Below are 21,190 nucleotides of genomic sequence, written 5' to 3' on the forward strand. Positions count from 1 at the left end.
AAAATACACTATGAAATTAAGTTTAGCAATTGTCGCATTAGCATTAGCTGTACCTACAGCTGGTTTTGCACAAGACTCAACAGCAGTTTCAAATGAAAAATATCCAAACACTTTTTCATCAGGATCTGCGAATGTATCGCCATTTACACAACAATCCAAAAGATTCAACGACTGGGCGATTTCATTCGGAGCCGGGGTTCCTTTGGTACAGTCTGCAGATTTAACGTCTATTAAAAATGGAAATGGAAATGGTAAGGATCTAGTAGGATACTCTGCTTATGTAAGTATTGATAAAGCGATTACCCATGCTTTCGGAATCAATCTTCAGTATGACAGAGGGGAAACAAGACAGGGATGGTTTAATACCAAAGATTCTGCACCTACTAATGCTTCTGTAAATCAGCAGGTAGGAGCCAGAACGCAATACGATGCAATTTCCATTTTAGGGGACATCAATTTCTCAAACTTATTGAGAAGAGTAGACAATAAATCTCCTTTCAGATGGGCATTACACGGATATGCAGGGATTGGTACATTATCATATAGAGCTTATCAGGAAGATCTTGCCGGACAAAGACTGATGACAGAAGTTAAACCTTTTAAATTAGGTTCAATGTTCGGACAGGCAGGAGCAGGTCTGAAATATAAAATCAACAGAAGATTAGACCTCGAAGGTAGAGTAATGTATATTGTAACCGGTGATGACCAGTTTGATGGTGGCGGAGCTCAATACAGCGATATCAACAAGAGAGAAGACCAGGTTTCTGACAACTTCTTCAACGCTACTTTAGGATTATCATTAAAACTAGGAAAACACGAATCTCACCTGATGTGGCATGACCCATTGCAGGAAATCTATTATAAATTAGATGTTTTGGCTAATAAAAATCAGGATATCGAAGTTTGTAAAAAAGGTGATGCAGATAATGACGGTGTTTGTGACGATTGGGACAGACAACTTGATACTCCTGCAGGAGCAAGAGTTGATGGAGCAGGTGTTGCATTGGATGCAGATTTAGATGGTGTTATCGATCTTTACGATAAATGTGTAACGGTTCCCGGACCTGTAGAAAACAACGGATGCCCTACAACAACCGCTGCTGTAACACCTACAGGACCTGTTAATGAAACAGTAACCAATATGGAAGGAATTGAATTTGATTTAAATTCTGACAGAATTTTACCTTCAAACACGCCTATTCTGAACAATGCGGTAAATTACATCAATTCTTCTAACGGATCTTATAAAGTAATCGGAGCGACCGATACAAGAGCAACCGATGAATATAACCAAAAGTTATCTGAAAGAAGAGCAAACAGCGTAAAAAACTATCTGATCAAAAGCGGAGTAGATTCTTCAAAACTTTCAGCAGAAGGAAGAGGTGAAAAAGACCTTAAATATCCTGAATGTGAGCCGGCTACAAAATGTCCTGAATGGAAAAACAGAGCCAACAGAAGAGTATTCTTTGAAGCAAAATAAATTGATTTTTACATATGTAAAGTCACGCCATGCGTGACTTTTTTTGTTCTCTTACTTTCCTTATTTTTACAGTATGATTTCTCACCAAGATCTTCAAAAATTAAAACATAAAACCCTTAAACATTTTTGGGGGCACGATAGTTTCAGAGATCCTCAGGAACAGGTGATTGATTCTGTTTTAAATCAGAAAGACACTTTAATCTTACTCCCGACAGGAGCAGGAAAATCATTATGTTATCAGCTTCCCGCACTGCTAAGAGAGGGAGTTTGTCTCGTTATTTCTCCTTTATTGGCATTAATGAAAGATCAGGTAAATCAACTAAAATTCCGGGGAATTGAAGCCGAATATTTATCATCGGAGCTCGATGATTTTGATGCAGAAGTCATTTATAACCGATGTAAAGACGGTCTTACAAAATTACTGTATGTGTCGCCCGAAAGATTGACCAATATACAATTTTTACGAAATATTGAAGAGATACAGCTTTCTTTTATTGCAGTTGATGAGGCACATTGTATTTCCGAATGGGGGCAAGACTTCAGGCCAAGTTATCAGAACATTAAAGATTTCAGAAAAAATCATCCCGGAATTTCATGTCTTGCGCTTACGGCAACGGCAACCCCGAAAGTTTTAGATGAAATAAAAAATAAATTAGAGCTGAAAAATCCTACTATTTTTCAGAAAAGCTTTAAAAGAGAAAATATAAAAATTTTCTGTGAAGAAATTTCAGATAAATATCAGCGGATTTTTAACATCCTGAAATTTGCAAAAGAATCTGGAATTATCTATGTAAGAACCCGAAAAGAGGCAGAGCAACTCACAGAATATCTTCATAAAAAACAAATACAACATGTTGATTTTTTCCATGCAGGATTGACAACAAGTGAAAAAAACAGCAGGCAAAACCTGTGGAATAACAGCAGTAATCATATATTAATTTCTACCAATGCTTTTGGGATGGGTATTGATAAAGACAATGTGCGTTTTGTGATCCATTTTTCGCCTTCACCGTCCATCGAAAATTACTATCAGGAAATCGGAAGAGCAGGAAGAGATGGAAATGCGAGTTATGCATTTTTACTTTGGGATCAGCAGGAAATTTCAAATTTTGACCAGATTTTAAAAAACCAGATTCCGAATAAAACTGAATTTGAAAAAATAATTACTTACCTCTACTCTATTTTTCAGGTGGCAGAATTTGAAATGCCCGAAAAAGTATTTCAGCTCAATACAGCGGGAATTCAAAACTTCACCAAGCTTTCAGCTGCGAAAATCAAAAATGTACTGAATTTTCTTCATACTCAGGAAATTATCTACTACAACAGCAATAAAAGCCTGTCATCTCTGGAATTAAAAATAAAAGCAGACGAAATAGATCAGCTCCCGAAAAAAGATGCTTATTTTATTGAGCTCCTCTTACGTACTATTTCAGGAATTACCACTCATAAAGTTATGTTCAGTGAGCAGAAAGTAAGCGCTAAACTCGGAGTAAGTCAACATTTGATTAAAGAAAGATTAAAAGAATTACAGCAAAAAAATTATCTTGAATATATTGACGGTGCCCTGTCTAGTGTAAAATTTCTCAAGCCACGCGATGAAAGATCCAATGGCGGAATCTATTGGAAGATTTTTGAGCATATTCAAAAAAATAAAATTCAGAAATGGGAAGAAATGAAATTTTATGTAGAAGATAAAACCTACTGCAAGATGAAACTGATTCTTTCTTATTTCGGTGAAAAAAATGCAAAAAACTGCGGTACATGTTCTGTCTGCGAAAAAAACAGGCAAACTATTTTCGGAAAAAACATCTCTCAGGAAATCCTTAACGTCTTATCCAAAAACTCTTCAACCATAGAAGAGCTTTCTGCGCAGCTTCAATATCATCAAAAAGAAAGCATTTTACAACATCTGATTTTCCTTTTGGATTCAGGAAAGATAAAAATGCTCAATTTCCGTACTTACGCACTCGTATAAATTGGTTGATCATTCATCACTATAATGTAAAGAATTTTATCTTTGCACTATGAAATCATTGAAAGTCGTTTTCTTCGGCACTCCCGAGTTTGCAAAAACTTCTCTGGAAGCCATTCATCATTCTCATCATGAAGTTGCAGGTGTGGTAACCGTTGCTGATAAAGCAAGCGGACGCGGACAAAAAATCAATCAGTCGCCGGTAAAAGTTTTTGCCGTAGAGAATAGCATTCCTGTTTTTCAGCCCGAAAAACTGAGAAATCCTGAATTTCTTGCTCAGATAAAAAATTTAGATGCAGATATTTTTGTGGTGGTTGCCTTCAGAATGATGCCAAAAATCCTTTTTGAAATGCCAAAAATAGGAACCTTTAACCTTCATGCTTCCTTATTGCCTGATTATAGAGGTGCGGCTCCTATCAATTATGCCGTCATCAACGGAGAAGAAAAAACCGGGGCCACTACTTTTTTTATCAATGAAAAAATAGATGAAGGAAATATTTTGCTGCAGGAAGAAATAGAAATTTTACCCGATGAAAACGCAGGAAGCTTACATGACAGATTAATGGAAATGGGAGCGAAATTAGTTGTAAAAACGTTAGACGGCCTGTCTGAAAACGCGATTAAAGAAAAACCGCAGCCGCACGTTGAACATCCAAAAAATGCGTTCAAAATATTTAAGGAAAATACAAAAATAGACTGGGCAAAAACTTCGAGAGAAGTTCATCAGTTTGTTTTAGGAATGTCACCCTATCCTACCGCTTTTACCACTTTAAAAATTGGGGAAGAAGAAAAAGGATTAAAAATCTACCATGGAAAGTTTGAAATTTCAAATCATGGAAAAACTCCCGGAAGCCTTGAAATTTCAAAAAACGAATTTAAAATTTTTTCAGGTGATGGCATCTACTTTCCTTCAGAACTTCAGCTGGAAGGAAAAAAAAGAATGAACATCAAAGATTTCCTGAACGGTTTCAGAAATTTTGAAGAAATAAAAATGGCTTGATATTTTATCAAGCCATTTATTATTTAAAAAGCTACAGTTATTTATAGTTGAACCATTTCTGTCACCTCCACATCATATCCTCCAACCTGTGGTTTTACACTTGGATTCTGCGTAATTACTTTAAATTTATTGATTCCCAGATTCTTTAAAATCTGAGTTCCGATCCCGTAATCTCTATAATTGAAAGCGGCGGTAGGATGTTTTTGCTGACCGTCCTGATAATTCAAAAACTGCTGCAATTTTCTGAGTGTATTTTCAGAATTAGATACATTATTAATAAAAATAATGGCTCCTTTCCCAGCCTCATGAATCATATTGGTCACCTTCTCCAATTGAGGCTTTTCACCGTTATTTAATCTTGTTAAAACATCAAAATAAGAATCTGAAGACTGTACTCGTACTAAAACCGGCTCATCTACCGTCCAAGATCCTTTAGTTAACGCAAAGTGGATCTGGTCATTAGATGTTTCCCTGAAAGCAAGAAAATCAAACTCGCCAAAAGCGGTATTTACTTTTCTTTCTTCTATTCTTTCAATAAGATTTCCTTTTTTGAGCTGATAATGAATCAAATCTTCAATGGAAACAATTTTCATATTATGTTTCTGGGCAAAAGCATATAATTCCGGCAAACGCGACATGCTCCCGTCTTCATTCATAATTTCACAGATGACCCCTCCTTCTTTTAAACCTGCAAGACAAGTAAGATCAATGGCTGCTTCCGTATGTCCTGCTCTTTTTAAAACGCCTCCTTTTTTGGCACGAAGCGGGAAAATATGGCCAGGTCTCATAAAATCTGTAGGCTTAGATTTTTCGTTCATTAATGCTAAAATGGTTTTAGCTCTGTCACTTGCAGAAATTCCTGTAGAAGTTCCATCGCCCAAAAGATCCACAGATACGGTAAATGCAGTTTCTTTAGGATCGCTGCTTCTGCTTACCATAATATCGAGACCAAGCTCGTCACATCTTTTCTCAGGAAGCGGCATACAGATAAGGCCTCTTCCGTGAACCGCCATAAAATTGATCAGCTCGGGAGTTGTCAATTCGGCAGCACATAGAAAATCCCCTTCATTTTCTCTATCTTCATCGTCTACCACTATGATTATTTTACCATTTTTAAGGTCTTCAATAGCCTCTGGAATAGTATTTAATTTAATATCAGACATTTTACTTTAAATTTTTGCAAAGATACTATAAATATAAGCATCCTCAATTAATATGATCGTTTGTTACGCCTCAGATAATGACTTTACCGCTCTTTGAATGATCGCGTAAGAATCTAATCTTTTTTGATGGTCATAAATATGAGAATTGATCATTAATTCATCTACCCGGTATCTTTCCTGAAAGCTATTAAGCTGCGCTGCTATTTCTGGCTCGCTTCCGATAAAGCTGAATTTCAGTTTTTGTAAAACCATCGATTTTTCCATCGGAGACCAGATCTCATCCATCTCTTTTACCGGTGCCGGAAAAGGCTTTCGGTCGTTCCTGATAATATTGATAAATGCCTGAAACAATGTAGTGGAAAGAAAATGCGCTTCTTCTGAGGTCTCTGCCGCAATTCCGTTTACACAGGCAATGATATAAGGTTTCTCTAAATATTTTGAGGGCTCAAAATGTTCTCTGTAAATGTTGAAAGCCAGTTCCATCTGTTCCGGTGCAAAATGTCCTGCGAAAGCATACGGAAGTCCCAATTCTGCAGCTAACCAGGCGCTGTCTGTACTTGATCCTAGAATATACAGCGGAATATTCAACCCTTCACCTGGAATTGCACGCACTAAAGCATTGGCATTTTCTTTAGAAAAATACGTCTGAAGTTCTAGAATCTGCCTTGGAAACTGCTCATTAATAGTCATCGGATTTCTTCCTAAAGCTTTCGCCGTCAAACCGTCCGTTCCGGGAGCTCTTCCCAATCCCAGATCAATTCTTCCGGGAAAAAGGGATTCTAAGGTTCCGAACTGCTCTGCAATAACCAGCGAGCTGTGATTGGGTAACATGATTCCGCCCGATCCTAATCGTATTTTTTGGGTTCCGTTAGCAATAAAGCCAATCAGAACTGAGGTTGCAGAACTGGCAATGCTTTCCATGTTGTGATGTTCGGCAAGCCAGAATCTTTTATAGTCTAAACTTTCAGCAAAATTAGCCAAAGACAGGCTGTCCTGGAAGGTATCGTAAATGCTTTTCCCCTGCTTTACGGGAGCAAGATCTAGAACAGATATTTCGAAGTTTTTCATTGTATACTATTTTCTGGTAAGAAATAGGTACAAAGTTAAAGCTAATAGATTGCATTGGTTACTTTTTGTAATTGATAGGAATAATGATGATTGTATGAAAAAGCTATTGAATCTATTACGTTTGATTTCTTGATTTTACAAATATAAAAAGGACTACATATCGTATATTTGATTTAAAATTCTTAAAAATTTAATCTTTACTCAAATGAATATTTTCAAATCAATCTTAAATAATTTAAAAGTAATTTCTATTAATGCAAATTTGGAAAAGAATTTAGAAAAATTCATTGCTAAACAAATAACGATCAATGATTTATGTCACCAACTAATCTTATTAAATGAAAATAAAACAGAATTTGGATTTATTGGAATTAATTCAAATAAAAACGATTGTATTTATTTTACGAAAGAAAGTAATAATAATTTCAACATAGAATTTGAAGCTGTGGAAAAAAGTCAGATTCCTTATTTTGAAAAAGTAAAAAACTTTGCTGAAAAAAATAATTACAGCTATAAAGAAAAAGCTAATAATATTCCATATATACAAATTATGACCGAAACTGATATTGAGCAGACAATAGAACTTGCTAAGCAAATTCAAAGTGAGATATTCGGAAATAATGAAAATACTAGATATAATGTAGTTCCTTAATCTATTATTTCCCCCTATTCTTCAAATAATTATAATGATTAATTAAAATCCTGATTTCATTAAACTCAAAATCATTGGGAAGTGCTGTTTTCCATTCGTTTAATGTTTCTTTTGGATCGTTTTTAAATGCTTTTTCGAAAATTTTTATTTTATCCGACGTAATGACCCTGGAAATATCCAGCAAACCCTGTTCGGCAAATTTTGCCAGATGACCGATTACCGTTTCTTTTACCAAACCTCTTTCTTTGGCAATTTCAGAAATCGTTTTTCCTTCTTCAAACAGTTGAAATGTCAAAACCTGAGAAGGCACTTTTGCAATTTTCATGCTGACTTCCTTGTTGTTTTTTTCATCTAAAAGTTGAGTTTCCAGAAGATGGGCAGATTTCAAGCTATTCAGATATTCTTCAATATCTTCAAGCCAGTTTTTAAAATCTTCATTATATTGCTTTAAGCCTTTTACGCCTTTGATTTCAGAGTAAAACTCTTTTAGCGGACTGAAAATTTTGTCTTTTACCTCATTAAAAAAGAAATTCACCGCGCCTTTGGTTTTATTTTCAATCTCACTCCATTCTTCTTTCTGATCAATAAAAAGCTGAACTTTTTGGAACAGAATTTTTTCCAGCTTTTCAAAAATCTTTCCGAGCTGGGTAATTTCATGTTTGAGCTGTATATAAAGTTGATTGGTTTTTACCCTGTCAATACTTTTAGTGGTCAAAGACTGTTTATTCCACTCTTCGATTTCATTCAAAAACCAGCGTGAATCTAATGTACGGAGTACTTTTTTGATGCTGTAATCGTATTTTTCCTGATTCAGGATCTGCTCCACCGAATCATTGGCAAACGTATCACCCTGAAACTGCAGGATTCGGTTGTCTTTAAAAATAACTTCAGGCGTGATTTTAGATTTCAGTACAATTCCCTCTAAAGTCCTGCACCGTGACAGAGCCACGTAAACCTGACCGGCTGTAAAACTTTTTCCGGCATCAATGATGACTTTATCAAATGTTAACCCCTGGCTTTTATGAATGGTTACCGCCCAGGCTAATTTAATCGGGAACTGCTCAAAACTCCCTAAAACTTCTTCTTTAATATTTTTTTCCTGGTCTAAAGAATATTTTTTCTGCTCCCAGACTTCTCTTTTTACGGTAATTTCTCTTTCGCTTCCTTCGAGAATGACTTTAATTTCGTTTTCGTCCAAAGCGGAAATTTCACCCAGTTTTCCGTTAAAATATTTTTTCTCTCCGGAAATGTCATTTCTGATAAACATTACCTGAGCGCCGATTTTTAACTCTAAAAACTGCTCGTTCGGATATTGATTTTCTTTAAAATCTCCAAAAAGTTTGGCTTCAAAAGTAGCGGGATTTACCTTAATCTCGGCCAGTTTCTGCTGATTGATATCGTCGGCTAATTTATTATGTGAGCACAGGTAAATGTAAGACTCTTCACCGGAATCAAAATCAGGATTGAATCTTTCATTCAGCTGTTCAAAATCAATATTGGCGACATCACCGTCACGAATTGCATTTAAAATTTCGAGAAAATTTTCGTCAGACTGGCGGTACACTTTGGTCAGCTCAATCGTCAACAGAGGAATTTCTTTAATCGCAAGACTGTCGAAAAAGAAAGGAGAATTGTAAAACATTTTTAAAATATGCTCATCCCTTACCACCGGCGGAAGCTGATACAAATCTCCGATAAACAGCATCTGAACCCCGCCAAAACGCTGATTGTTTCTTCTGACAAACCGCAGTGAAAAATCCATCATATCCAGAACATCGGCTCTGAGCATAGAAACCTCATCAATAATCAGCACTTCAATCTCACGCAAAAGCTTAAGCTTATCTTTGCGGTATTTAAAATGAGACATCAGATCTGCAATATTATTTCCCAGACTGCCGTCAATTCTTTCGGTAGTCGGTAAAAAGGTACGCAAAGGCAGGCCAAACATCGAATGAATGGTTACTCCGCCTGCATTGATGGCAGCAATTCCCGTAGGTGCTACAACGATATGTTTTTTTTTGGTTTTCTGTACAAATTCGTTCAGAAATGTGGTTTTTCCCGTTCCGGCTTTACCGGTAAGAAAAACGCTTCTGTTGGTGTGCTCTATTAAGTCAAAAAAATGATTGTTCATCGGACGTCAAAATTACGGAAAATGTGAATAAGGCATAAACTTTGATGCCTTTAAAAAAAAATTTATGAAAAACCGGTTCGTTATACTTCCTACAGCTGCTCTAATTGCAACACTTACAATCATTTCATGTAAAACTGCAAACAATGATACTTCTACGCTCCCAAAAGATATTGCTGAAAGACCTGTAGATGAAAGCAGCCAGAAATACGACGAAGCAGCGCTTGATAAAATAAAAAGCGGGATCGAATCTGAAATAGCCAAGGAAAAATGCACAAATGCAGCAGATTGGGCATTTGCGCCAATAGGATCTAAAGCGTGCGGCGGACCAATGAGTTACATTGCTTATCCTAAAAAACATGAGACTTCTATTCTTTCAAAAATAGAAAATTATACCCAAAAGATGTCTGAATATAATAAAAAATACAGCATCACTTCTGACTGTATGATGGCTGCTGAACCCACATCTATTAAATGTGATAACGGAAAAGCGGTTTTGGTATATGCAGGAATGTAACTGAATATAAAAAAGCTCTGTAAATGATTATGGAGCTTTTTACTTAATCTTTATACCACGAAGAATATTTCACATAATTATCTGCAATCCTGTTGACTTCGCCTTCCAGAAGCGCAGAAGAAATATCTTTGATTTTTCTCGCAGGAACACCGCCCCAGACTTCGCCGGATTTGATATGAGTTCCCTGTGTAACCACAGAACCTGCTCCAACAATTGAGTTTTCTTCAACCAGGCAATCATCCATTACGATAGAACCCATCCCGATCAAAACATTATCTTTAATTCTACATCCGTGAACGATCGCGTTGTGGCCGATAGACACATTATTTCCAATTTCTAAAGGAAACTTTTCGTACGTACAATGCAGCATCGCATTATCCTGCACATTCACTTTATTTCCCATTCTGATGTAATTTACATCACCTCTGATCACCGCATTGTACCAGATACTGCAGTCATTTCCCATGACCACATCTCCAATCACAGTTGCTGTTTCCGCTAAAAAGGTATGATCTCCGATTTGAGGTGTTTTTCCTAAAAGTTCTTTTATAAGTGCCATACTGTATTTCAAAAATTATTATAATTCGCATCAGAAAATGAAACTGAAATATTTTATCATTCCTATCTTTTAAATCACAGCGATAGCAAAAATCTAACTTCATATCTCCTGCTTCTAACTTCTAAATGCGTATTTTTGTATCTCAAATTTAAATAAAAAATGCATACTATTCTCATAGAACCAACAGAAAACCCGAAAGTGATCAAATTTGTGGCAGATTATAATTTGATTCCCGGATCTTTAGAGTTGGACCGAAATTCAGATATATCAGAAATTCCTTTGGCACAGGAACTTTTTAACTATCCTTTTGTAGACCGGATTTTTATTACCGCCAACTTTGTAGCCGTTGCAAAACAGGACACTGTAGAATGGGAACATGTTGCCGAAAGCCTGAAAAACGTAGTTGAAGACGAACTTTTGGCCAACCCGAGAATTTATCTTCAGAAGAAAAAAGAAATGTACCAGATTTATGCAGAAATGACGCCTAATCCGAATGTGATGAAATTTGTTTCCAGCAAAATGCTGATGGATGGTTTTGTGGAAGTTAAATCAAGAGAAACTTCAGACGGTGTTCCTTTGGCTCAGGCAATTTTTAACGAATTCGATTTTGCCAAAGAGGTTTTTATTTCAGATAATTTTGTGGCCGTTACAAGGGATAATTCTGTAGAATGGCATCAGATCATGATGGCGGTGCGTGGTTTTATCGCAGAATATCTTCAGAATGGCGGTGAGATTTCTACGATTACAGCCCAAAAACATGAAAGCCCGGTTGAGAATATCATTAACAGGGATTATACTGATAACGAACAGAAGATTTCTGATATCTTAAACGAATACGTGGCTCCTGCCGTAGAAAATGACGGTGGAAAAATTTCTTTAATAGAATATGACGAAGTAAACAAAACGGCAAAAATGCTTTTACAAGGCGCTTGTTCAGGCTGTCCAAGCTCTACCGCGACTCTGAAAGGTGGAATTGAAAGTATTTTAAAACAGTTTGTTCCGGATTTGGTAGAAAAAGTGGAAGCCGTAAACGGATAATCATTTACATGAAAATAGTTCTTTTTCTACTCTGTTTAAGTGCAAGTCTTTTTTCATGCAAAAAAGAACCACAGCTGAACGACGGTATTCATGATGATTTGGTGGAAATGGGCATTGCAAAAGACAGCCTCCAGAAAATGGACCTTATTCTGGAAAAATTAAATAAGAAAAACACAACCTTCCTTGATTATTATTTTCACAATTATTATATTCTTGATCAAGAATCTCATGATGAAATAAAGCAATTAAAAGGAGAAGAATTCGTTTATGATGCAGATGAAGAGTACCAAAAGATGTTTACAAAAACAATTACTCAAAAAAGTGATCAATACGTACAATCTTTCGGAATTACCGATGAAGAAAAGCATTTAGCACTTGAAATCTATGTCTTACGCCTAAAAAAGAAATACGGTCCTACAATAGACTCACAACTGGAAAATCTAAATAAGCAATGAAGGGAATTTTATTAGTCAATCTCGGCTCGCCGAAATCTACCGCTGTACCGGATGTAAAAGAATATCTGGACGAATTCCTGATGGATGAAAAAGTGATTGATTACCGCTGGTTTTTCCGTGCATTGCTGGTTCGCGGGATTATTTTAAACACAAGACCTGCAAAATCTGCCGCCGCATACAAAACGGTCTGGACAGATGAAGGTTCACCATTAATTGTAATTACTCAAAAGATCCGTGAAAAACTGCAGAAAGTAGTAGATGTACCGGTAGAAATAGGAATGAGATACGCTCAACCTAGTATTGAAGCAGGAATTCAAAAACTTGTGGATCAGGGTGTTTCTGAAATTGTACTGTTTCCGCTGTATCCTCAATATGCAATGAGCACTACAGAAACGGTGATTGACAAAGCGGAAGAGGTCAGAAAAAAGAAATTTCCGGGTATTAAGATCAATTATATCCAGCCTTTTTACAACAGAGAAATCTACATCAATTGTCTTGCAGAAAGCATTCGGGAGAAGCTTCCTGAAAATTTTGATGCGTTGCAGTTTTCTTATCACGGAGTTCCGGAAAGGCATATTTATAAAACCGATCCCACTAAAACCTGTAATTTAAATGACTGCTGTACCCGAGAAAACAACCCGAGTCATCAGTTCTGCTATCGTCACCAGTGTTTTAAGACAACGGAAACCGTAATTGAAAAATTGGGACTGCCGAAAGAAAAAGTAATTGTTTCTTTTCAGTCGAGATTAGGAAAAGATAAATGGATTGAACCGTACACCGATGAAACTCTGGAAACCATTCCTAAAAAAGGAGTTAAAAACCTTGCGGTAGTGTGTCCGGCTTTTGTATCAGACTGTCTGGAAACCCTGGAAGAAATTTCTATGGAAGGAAAAGAACAGTTTTTACACGGCGGCGGAGAAAATTTCCATTATATTCCCTGCCTGAATGATGAAGACCGATGGATTGAAGTGGTAAAAACGCTTTGCGAAGAAAAGCTTCACGAATTTTATCTGGTTTAAATATAACTTGAAATAAAAAGACATTTGATATCACAAATGTCTTTTTTTATTAATTATAATAATTTTTATTCAAAAAATTATTTCACTGGCGTTCTGAATTCCCCATATCCAAGCAAGCCATCATAGTTTCTTCCGAAAGGTTTGTAATATAAAAATGCCTGATACAGATTTTCGGTCTGCCAGAAATTTCCGTTAATTTCTCCAAAATTCAATGTCCCGTCATTTTCTTTGGTAGCAAGAATGTAATTATAGAAACCCTGTTTCAGATATATTTTAGCAATATATTTTTTTTCAGCGGCATCGTATTGCATCTGATATTCTTTGGTGGGCTTAAAATCATTAAATCCTCCCAAAACATACAGTTCTTTATCCATTGGTTCAGAATCAAGAGAAAAATACACCCACGAATAATCTGCTTCTCTTTCCGCATTTCTTTCGATTCCTATATCGTTTCTGCGATAATACCAAGCGCCATTTACGTCCGGCTGATACTGATAATTAAGCGGATATGCCCAAACCGGATGAAGATACGTCTGATTAACCCCATCTTTTACTTCTGTTGCCCTTACCATATCTGCAGCCAAATTCATATTTTTATTATCGAAATAATAAAACTCATTGTTTCCGGGAAACGTGAGATTCATCTGCTGAAACAAAATCTGGCTTCCCAATGTGGAACTGGGTTTCAGATTAGTCACCGTCATATTGGGATTGTTGTTCTGAACGACATTAAGAGTCATCGAGTTTACGTTCGACGCTAAATCTCCGCCTTTTGAAACGGCCTGTACTTCAACTCTCTGATTAATATTGGGATTTTTGGCATCTGCAATTCTGGAGACATTTAAGCCTACATTGACCTGGTCTTCAACAATGCTGAATTTTCTGATAAAAAGTGGTTTATCGGCAGAATCTTTATACACGATAATCGCGAAATTGCCTGAAATCTTAGGTCTTATTTTTTCATTAGGGAATTGTAACCGGTAATGCGTATACGATTGCAAAGTATTAAAAGAATATTGAAACTGATCCAAAAGCGCATTCATACTTCCGTCTGCAATTTCTGTAAAAAAAAGATTGTCATCCTGCCAGTTTCTGTCGTAATGTTTAAGCGTATACCGATATACTTCACTTGAATTGGTAAGATCATCAAAACTTAAAACCAATTGCTGATTAAATCCGATAACCGGAGTTTCATCATTGGTTTTCGGGTTGAATAACTGAATGCCCTGGATGTTTTGTCCGAAAGCTAAAGAACTTAAACTGATTAATAATATTTGCAACGTTTTCATTATGACGAAGATAACGAAAAATCATTTTCAAATCGTAAAAGATCTGAAGTTTATTAAATCCTGCCTCAATATTTCTCTCTAAATTTGCATTATCTAATATTCAGAAATATGTTTCAGATACAGGCTTTTGTATTCAATTTTGCGAGTGAAAATACCTATGTGCTTTTTAATGAAGATAAAAACGCATGGCTGATTGATCCCGGAAATATGAATGATCAGGAAACCAATCTTCTGTACAGCTTTATCAATGAAAAAGGCTTAAAAATTCAGAAGATACTTCTGACTCATGCGCACATCGATCATGTTTTGGGATTGCAATGGGCATTTAACATGTTTAAAGTCCCCGTATTGATGCATCAGGAAGACAAAGAAGTTCTGGATATGTTTCAGATCAGCGGCATGAGATTTGGGATGCAGCTGGAGCATATCAATGTTGACCTTGAATATATTAAAGAGGGAGACGAACTTGATTTTGACGGTGAGAAATTCAATATTTATCATGTTCCGGGACATTCTCCGGGAAGCGTTGTGTATCATAATATGAATCAAAAATTTATGATTTCCGGCGATGTTCTTTTTGAAGGAAGCATTGGAAGAACAGACCTGTACAAAGGAAATTACGACCAGCTTATTGACGGAATTAAAAACAAGCTGTTTATTTTAGATGAAGAAACACAGGTTTTTTCAGGACACGGAAATCCTACGAAAATCTGTTTTGAGAAGAAATATAACCCGTTTTTCAAGTCATAAAAAATCATTTGAAATAATATCATAAAAAAAACCGCCAGAATTTCTAGCGGTTTCTATTTATAACGAATTTTATTTCCATTTGATATTACAGCCCATGCTCGGACGTTGAATCTCTTCCTGCGGTTCTCCGATCAGAAGGTTTTCAAAAGCAATAATCAGATCTTCGCCGGTAACTTCTTTGTGATTTCCCGGCCTTGAATCATCCAGCTGACCGCGGTAAATGAGGTCTAATTTATCATCGAAAAAGAAAAAATCCGGGGTACATGCCGCATCATACGCTTTTGCTACAGCCTGGCTTTCATCATATAAATAAGGGAAATCAAATTTTCTTTCAATCTGGAATTCGATCATTTTTTCCGGTGAGTCTGCAGGATATTTTTCTACATCATTAGAATTGATCGCAATAAATTCAATTCCTTCTTCATTATAATCTTCATACAGTTCTGTAAGCTTATCAATTACATGAAGCACAAAAGGACAGTGATTACACATAAAAATGACCAGAGTTCCTTTCTCTCCCTTTAAATCTTCCAGAGATTGTATTTCATTGGCTTTAGAAGGATTGGGAAGTTCGAAAAAAGGAGCTTTCGTTCCCAATGCTAACATATTTGAAGGCGTATTCATATCATTTTATTTGTATGACCAAAGATAAAACAAGTTTTAGGATTTGCCAATTCCACCTTTTATAAACTTGCGTTAAATGTTAAATATAAAATATTATTTGGTTCGTATGGTAAAAAGTTTGTAGTTTTGCTAACACTGTTAGTAAACAAAAAATAATGGGCTTACACGAACGCCGTCAAAGAGAAAAAGAATCTATTCGCGCCAATATACTGGATGCGGCATTTTCTTTAGCTAAAACGGAAGGATGGGCCTCACTTTCAATCCGTAAAATTGCAGACGCTATTGAATACAGTGCCCCTGTAGTTTACGATTATTTTGAGAATAAGGAAGCCATATTGTATGAAATTTCTTTAAACGGGTTTCACTGTTTACATATAGAATTGTTAAAAGCGCAGAAAAAGCATGATACTCCAGAAGACCAATTAACCGCTATCGTAGATGCTTACTGGAAGTTTGCCTTTAATAATAAAGAGTATTATCAGCTGATGTTTGGTTTAGGAATGCAGTGCAGCGGCAAAGGGATGATGAAGGAAGAGTTTTCATCTTTTCAGGATATGATTTATGATTGCACATATGAAATCATTAAGAAAAAAGGTTCTAATGCAGATAATGCCTGTCACTCTTCACACGCTCTTTTTTCAGCAGTGCACGGCTTAATTTCTATTATGATGATGCGGAACGATGATATTCCTTCAACTATGAATAAAACAACTTTAGACGAAACGGTAACTGCCTTTGTTAAATCTTTGTAAATTTTTTTTGAACCAAAAATTAACACCGTTAGGAAAAGTAACATATAATATTCAAAACTACATTAAAAAAAATTAAAATGAAATTTAACTTCATCACTCTAATCCTCGCTATTCTTTTTCCTTATCATTAACGCCGTTAGGAAAAATAACATCTTTTTTTTAAACTAACAACCTCAAAAATTATTGCCATGTAAAAGAATATTTCTCAACAAAACTGATAGCTCTTACATAAAATATTAACACTGTTAGGAAATATCAGAATGTAAATTAAACAACATTTATTGCATTACATTAAAAAATTAAACTCACAATGAAAATACCTGCTAAAACAAGGATCATTATACTGATATCAAGTATTATCCTTTTACAGAATTGTACAAAAGCCGCAGAAAATACCAACGCGGCTCCCCCTCCGCCAGAACTTCCCGTTTATACCGTTATCACTTCTCCTGCTACGGTTTACCAGGAATTCCCTACTGCTTTGGAAGGAAAAAATAACGTTGAGATCAGATCTCAGGTTGATGGTTATTTAGATAAAATTTATGTGGAAGAAGGCGCTTATGTAAGAGCCGGACAGCCTTTATTCAAAATAGATTCAAGAGCGTATGGTGAGCAGATGAATATGGCACAAGCCAATTTACAGGTTGCCAATGCCAATATTCAGAAAGCAAAAGTGGAAGTTGACAGACTTCGGCCCTTGGTTGATGCAAAAGTAATCTCTGATGTACAGATGAAAACGGCAAAAGCCAATTACGCCGCCGCTGTTGCAGCCGCATCACAGGCAAAGGCGTCTGTTGGAGGAGCGAGAATTAATGTCGGTTTTACAACCATTACTGCTCCGGTAAGCGGATACATCGGAAGAATCCCGTACAAAAAAGGAAGTCTCATTTCAAGAACAGACCCAAACCCGTTGACTTTATTATCAGACATCAGCGAAATCTATGCGTATTTCTCTCTGAGCGAGCTAGATTTTATCGCCTTCCAAAATAAATATGAAGGGGCAACTTTACAGGAAAAACTGAAAAATATGCCGATGGTAGATTTGGTGATTGCAGACAACAGCACCTACTCCGAAAAAGGAAGAATGAGCATTGTTGATGGGCAGTTTGACAAAAGCACAGGAGCAATAAGCGTTCGCGCGGTTTTCCCAAATGCCAACGGAACCCTGAGAACAGGAAATACCGGTAGAGTGCGTATGCCGCAGCTCTTCACCAACACGCTGGTTATTCCACAAGAAGCAACCTTTGAAATACAGGATAAAACCTATGTGTATGTCGTTGGAAAAGACAAAAAAGTGACCGGAAAACCGATAACCATTTCAGGCAAAACCGATAATTACTATTTTGTTTCTGATGGGCTTTCAAAAGGTGACAAAATTGTTTTTACTGGAATCGGAACTTTGAAAGACGGGGTGTCTATTCAGCCGAAAATGATTTCTTCAGACAGTCTTCTCAGAGCCAGACCTTTGTAGAAACCTATATAATAACGAAGACTTAAAAAAAATAAACTTCTTATGTTAAAACAATTTATAGATAGACCCGTACTCTCAACGGTAATCTCCATCATCCTTTTACTTTTGGGTGTGCTGTCGGTCTTCAATCTTCCCATTACTTTGTTTCCGGATATCGCTCCACCAAGTGTACAGGTGACTGCATTTTATCCCGGTGCAAATGCGGAGGTTGTAGCACGTTCCGTAGCCGTTCCTATTGAGGAAGCCGTGAACGGTGTAGAAAACATGACCTACATGACTTCAAACTCAAGTAATGACGGTACCATGACGTTGAGCGTGTTTTTCAAACAAGGTTCAGATGCAGATAATGCAGCGGTAAACGTTCAGAACCGGGTTTCAAAAGCGATGAGCCAGCTTCCGCAGGAGGTGGTACAGGCGGGAATTTCCACTCAGAAAGTTCAGAACAGTATGATCATGTTTATGGGACTTTCCAGTGATGACCCTAAACAATATGATGAATTATTCTTACAGAATTATTTAAAAATCAATATCATTCCGCAAATACAGCGTATTCCGGGTGTTGCGCAGGCTCAGGTTTTCGGAACGAGAGATTATTCAATGAGAATATGGTTAAAACCAGATCGTTTAGCCGCCAATAATCTCTCTCCACAGGAAGTGATGGCAGCAATTAAGGACCACAATCTTGAAGCTGCTCCGGGACGTTTGGGACAGGGAAGTAAGGAAACCTACGAATACATCCTTAAATATAAAGGTAAATTAAATAAAAACGAAGACTACGAAAATATTGCGATCAAAGCCAATAATGACGGTTCTTTTTTAAGATTAAAAGACGTAGCAAGAGTAGAATTCGGTTCATATACCTATACCGCAGCAAACAGAGTGGATGGTAAACCTGTTGCAGGTTTTGCGATCCTTCAAACTGCAGGGTCCAATGCGAATGAGATTTTAACTGAAATTGAAAAACAGGTTGACCAGTTTTCAACCACACTTCCAAAAGGGGTAAAGCCGATTATCATGTATAATTCCAAAGACTTTTTGGATGCATCGATTCATCAGGTGGTGGAGACTTTAGTGATTGCATTTGTTTTGGTATTCATTGTGGTATTTATTTTCCTTCAGGATTTCAGATCTACATTAATTCCGGCGATTGCGGTTCCGGTTGCGATTATCGGTACGTTTTTCTTCCTTCAGCTGTTTGGCTTCAGCATTAATATGTTGACATTGTTTGCATTGGTTCTGGCGATCGGGATTGTGGTAGATGACGCGATTGTCGTCGTCGAAGCCGTCCATTCCAAAATGGAACAGACCGGAATGCCGGTTGAGCAAGCAACTACCAATTCTATGAGCGAAATTTCGGGAGCTATTATTTCCATTACGTTGGTGATGTGTGCTGTATTTATTCCGGTTGGCTTTATGCAGGGTCCTGCAGGAGTTTTCTACAGACAGTTTGCTTTTACCTTGGTTATTGCAATTTTGATTTCGGCGGTAAATGCGTTGACCTTAAGCCCGGCTTTATGTGCTTTAATTCTGAACGATCCTCAAGGTGAACATGGAGATCACGGCCATAAAAAAGGATTTGGAGCGAAATTTTTCCACGCTTTCAATGTGGCCTTCAATAACATGACCAGAAAATACATTCACAGCCTTAAATTTTTAATTAAAAATAAATGGGTTGCCATCGGAGGTCTGGTTTTACTGATTGCAGGAAGCGTTTTCTTGATTAATAAAGCTCCTACAGGATTTATCCCGACAGAAGATCAGGGCTTTGTTTTGTACGCTGTGAATACGCCTCCGGGAAGTTCATTGGACAGAACGCACAAAGCAACCGAGCAAATTGATAAAATTGTAAACGGAGAAAAAGCTACCAATCACCTTTGGGTCGCAGACGGTCTTAACTTTATCAGTAATGCCAATGCATCGCCCTATTCTGCAGGTTTTATTAAACTTAAAGATTATGAAGATCGTGGTGATGTGAAAGATCCTGATCAGATTGCAGCAGGATTGACAGGAAAAGTGGCACAGGTAAAAGATGCGAGTGCATTCTTTTTCAATTTCCCTACCATTCAGGGTTTTGGTAACGTTTCCGGGTTTGAATTTATGCTTCAGGATAAAACGAATGGCTCTTTTGAACAGTTAGGAACAACGACACAGGCGTTTATCGGAGAATTGATGAAACGTCCTGAAATTGCATTTGCTTTCACTACGTATGCTGCCGGAAATCCACAGTACACAATTGAAGTTGATTCTGATAAAGCCAATCAGCTGGGAGTTTCTGTAACAGAATTAATGCAGACCATGCAGATTTATTATGGTAGTAGTTTCGTCTCAGATTTTAACAGATTCGGAAAATATTATAGAGTGATGGCACAGGCGGATGTTCCTTATCGTACGGATGCCAATTCTATGGAAGGAATTTATGTTAAAAATAATACCGGCGAAATGGTTCCTGTAAAGACTTTAGTGACTTTAAAAAGAACTTTCGGCCCTGAAACCGTTACCAGAAACAACCTGTTTAATGCCGTTACCATTAACGGAACGCCAAAACCTGGTTACAGTACCGGAGACGCGATTAAAGCGGTGGAAGAAACTGCTCAAAAATCACTTCCAAGAGGGTACGGATACGAATGGACCGGTATTACCCGTGAAGAGATTAAAACCGGTGGGCAAACCGCTTTTGTGTTCATGTTAAGTATTTTATTCGTTTATTTCTTACTGGCAGCTCAGTATGAAAGCTATATTCTCCCGTTTGCTGTTATTTTAACGGTTCCTACAGGGATTTTCGGAGTTTTCTTTTTCACGGGATTAGCAGGAATTGATAATAATATTTACGTTCAGGTAGGATTGATCATGCTTGTCGGGTTATTAGCGAAAAACGCGATTCTGATTGTAGAATTTGCGGTACAGAGAAGAAAAGCAGGAAAAACACTGATTGAATCTGCGCTTCAGGCATCCAAACTACGTTTAAGACCTATTTTGATGACTTCATTTGCCTTTATCATCGGGATGCTTCCGCTGGTTTGGTCGCAAGGTGCAGCAGCAAAAGGGAATCATTCTATCGGGATCAGTACCGTTGGAGGAATGTTGACCGGTGTTGTATTCGGAGTTTTTATCATTCCGGTGATGTATGTGATCTTCCAGTATCTGCATGAGAAAATGCCAAGCAGAAAAAAGAAAAGACTGCTAAAACAAAAACAACAGGAAGAGCTTTTAGCATCTGCTCATTAATAAAATGATTTACAAAACTTTGAGAGAT

At 37.0% G+C, this 21,190-nt stretch carries 18 protein-coding genes; 12 read left to right on the forward strand and 6 right to left on the reverse strand.

All coding sequences use genetic code 11. The features are described 5' to 3' along the window. The first annotated feature begins 10 nt into the window (after positions 1-10). The 3 genes from N0B16_RS12290 (at position 11) to fmt (ending at position 4,452) form a co-directional block, all read left to right on the forward strand. A complete protein-coding gene (locus tag N0B16_RS12290; protein ID WP_262991240.1) occupies positions 11-1,480 on the forward strand; it encodes an OmpA family protein in 1,470 nt (489 codons plus the stop codon). A 73-nt stretch (positions 1,481-1,553) separates the two neighbouring features. Further along, a complete protein-coding gene (locus N0B16_RS12295; RefSeq protein WP_262991242.1) occupies positions 1,554-3,455 on the forward strand; it encodes a RecQ family ATP-dependent DNA helicase in 1,902 nt (633 codons plus the stop codon). Between the two features lie 49 nt (positions 3,456-3,504). Next, a complete protein-coding gene (fmt, locus tag N0B16_RS12300; protein WP_262991243.1) occupies positions 3,505-4,452 on the forward strand; it encodes a methionyl-tRNA formyltransferase in 948 nt (315 codons plus the stop codon). Positions 4,453-4,493: 41 nt separating this feature from the next. Here fmt and ribB read toward each other — a convergent pair whose 3' ends face one another. Next, positions 4,494-5,615: a 3,4-dihydroxy-2-butanone-4-phosphate synthase gene (gene ribB, locus N0B16_RS12305; protein WP_262991244.1), complete on the reverse strand. Its 1,122-nt coding sequence runs from the start codon at positions 5,613-5,615 to the stop codon at positions 4,494-4,496. Between the two features lie 63 nt (positions 5,616-5,678). Then, positions 5,679-6,683, reverse strand: a complete 1,005-nt coding sequence (locus N0B16_RS12310; protein ID WP_262991245.1) for an LLM class flavin-dependent oxidoreductase — start codon at positions 6,681-6,683, stop codon at positions 5,679-5,681. A 205-nt stretch (positions 6,684-6,888) separates the two neighbouring features. Between N0B16_RS12310 and N0B16_RS12315 the strand changes: the two genes are divergently transcribed. Continuing rightward, positions 6,889-7,335, forward strand: coding sequence for a hypothetical protein (locus N0B16_RS12315; RefSeq protein WP_262991246.1), 447 nt, complete (start codon positions 6,889-6,891; stop codon positions 7,333-7,335). Positions 7,336-7,339: 4 nt separating this feature from the next. Here N0B16_RS12315 and N0B16_RS12320 read toward each other — a convergent pair whose 3' ends face one another. Beyond that, positions 7,340-9,466, reverse strand: a complete 2,127-nt coding sequence (locus N0B16_RS12320) for a helix-turn-helix domain-containing protein (protein ID WP_262991247.1) — start codon at positions 9,464-9,466, stop codon at positions 7,340-7,342. Positions 9,467-9,530: 64 nt separating this feature from the next. Here N0B16_RS12320 and N0B16_RS12325 point away from each other — a divergent pair, with 64 nt between their 5' ends. After that, positions 9,531-9,980, forward strand: a complete 450-nt coding sequence (locus N0B16_RS12325) for a hypothetical protein (protein WP_262991248.1) — start codon at positions 9,531-9,533, stop codon at positions 9,978-9,980. 43 nt (positions 9,981-10,023) lie between these two features. On the opposite strand, the gene N0B16_RS12330 is transcribed toward N0B16_RS12325, so the two are convergent. Continuing rightward, on the reverse strand, positions 10,024-10,539 hold the full coding sequence (locus N0B16_RS12330; protein WP_262991249.1) for a gamma carbonic anhydrase family protein: 516 nt from the start codon (positions 10,537-10,539) through the stop codon (positions 10,024-10,026). A gap of 159 nt (positions 10,540-10,698) precedes the next feature. Between N0B16_RS12330 and N0B16_RS12335 the strand changes: the two genes are divergently transcribed. Genes N0B16_RS12335 through hemH form a run of 3 tightly spaced genes read left to right on the forward strand, consistent with a single transcriptional unit; the run spans position 10,699 to position 13,051 of the window. Beyond that, positions 10,699-11,577 carry a NifU family protein gene (locus N0B16_RS12335; RefSeq protein WP_262991250.1) on the forward strand — a complete coding sequence of 293 codons (879 nt, stop codon included), beginning with the start codon at positions 10,699-10,701 and terminating at the stop codon, positions 11,575-11,577. An 8-nt stretch (positions 11,578-11,585) separates the two neighbouring features. Beyond that, positions 11,586-12,032 carry a hypothetical protein gene (locus tag N0B16_RS12340; RefSeq protein ID WP_262991251.1) on the forward strand — a complete coding sequence of 149 codons (447 nt, stop codon included), beginning with the start codon at positions 11,586-11,588 and terminating at the stop codon, positions 12,030-12,032. Continuing rightward, positions 12,029-13,051 carry a ferrochelatase gene (hemH, locus tag N0B16_RS12345; RefSeq protein WP_262991252.1) on the forward strand — a complete coding sequence of 341 codons (1,023 nt, stop codon included), beginning with the start codon at positions 12,029-12,031 and terminating at the stop codon, positions 13,049-13,051. The genes N0B16_RS12340 and hemH overlap by 4 nt, the downstream gene beginning before the upstream one ends. Before the next feature lie 77 nt (positions 13,052-13,128). Here the strand turns inward: hemH and N0B16_RS12350 are convergent, their stop codons facing one another. Next, entirely contained in the window at positions 13,129-14,340 is a 1,212-nt protein-coding gene (locus N0B16_RS12350) for a type IX secretion system plug protein (RefSeq protein WP_262991253.1), read from the reverse strand. 108 nt (positions 14,341-14,448) lie between these two features. Here N0B16_RS12350 and N0B16_RS12355 point away from each other — a divergent pair, with 108 nt between their 5' ends. Continuing rightward, positions 14,449-15,090, forward strand: coding sequence for an MBL fold metallo-hydrolase (locus tag N0B16_RS12355; RefSeq protein ID WP_262991254.1), 642 nt, complete (start codon positions 14,449-14,451; stop codon positions 15,088-15,090). A 69-nt stretch (positions 15,091-15,159) separates the two neighbouring features. Here the strand turns inward: N0B16_RS12355 and N0B16_RS12360 are convergent, their stop codons facing one another. Next, entirely contained in the window at positions 15,160-15,714 is a 555-nt protein-coding gene (locus N0B16_RS12360) for a thioredoxin family protein (RefSeq protein WP_262991255.1), read from the reverse strand. Positions 15,715-15,869: 155 nt separating this feature from the next. Between N0B16_RS12360 and N0B16_RS12365 the strand changes: the two genes are divergently transcribed. From N0B16_RS12365 to N0B16_RS12375, 3 genes are all read left to right on the forward strand, one after another. After that, positions 15,870-16,466: a TetR/AcrR family transcriptional regulator gene (locus N0B16_RS12365; protein WP_262991256.1), complete on the forward strand. Its 597-nt coding sequence runs from the start codon at positions 15,870-15,872 to the stop codon at positions 16,464-16,466. 310 nt (positions 16,467-16,776) lie between these two features. Beyond that, positions 16,777-17,937: an efflux RND transporter periplasmic adaptor subunit gene (locus tag N0B16_RS12370; RefSeq protein WP_262991257.1), complete on the forward strand. Its 1,161-nt coding sequence runs from the start codon at positions 16,777-16,779 to the stop codon at positions 17,935-17,937. A gap of 42 nt (positions 17,938-17,979) precedes the next feature. After that, entirely contained in the window at positions 17,980-21,162 is a 3,183-nt protein-coding gene (locus N0B16_RS12375) for an efflux RND transporter permease subunit (RefSeq protein WP_262991258.1), read from the forward strand. Positions 21,163-21,190: the final 28 nt, after the last annotated feature.

The organism is Chryseobacterium gilvum (assembly GCF_025628965.1).
Classification (GTDB): Bacteria; Bacteroidota; Bacteroidia; order Flavobacteriales; family Weeksellaceae; genus Chryseobacterium; species Chryseobacterium gilvum.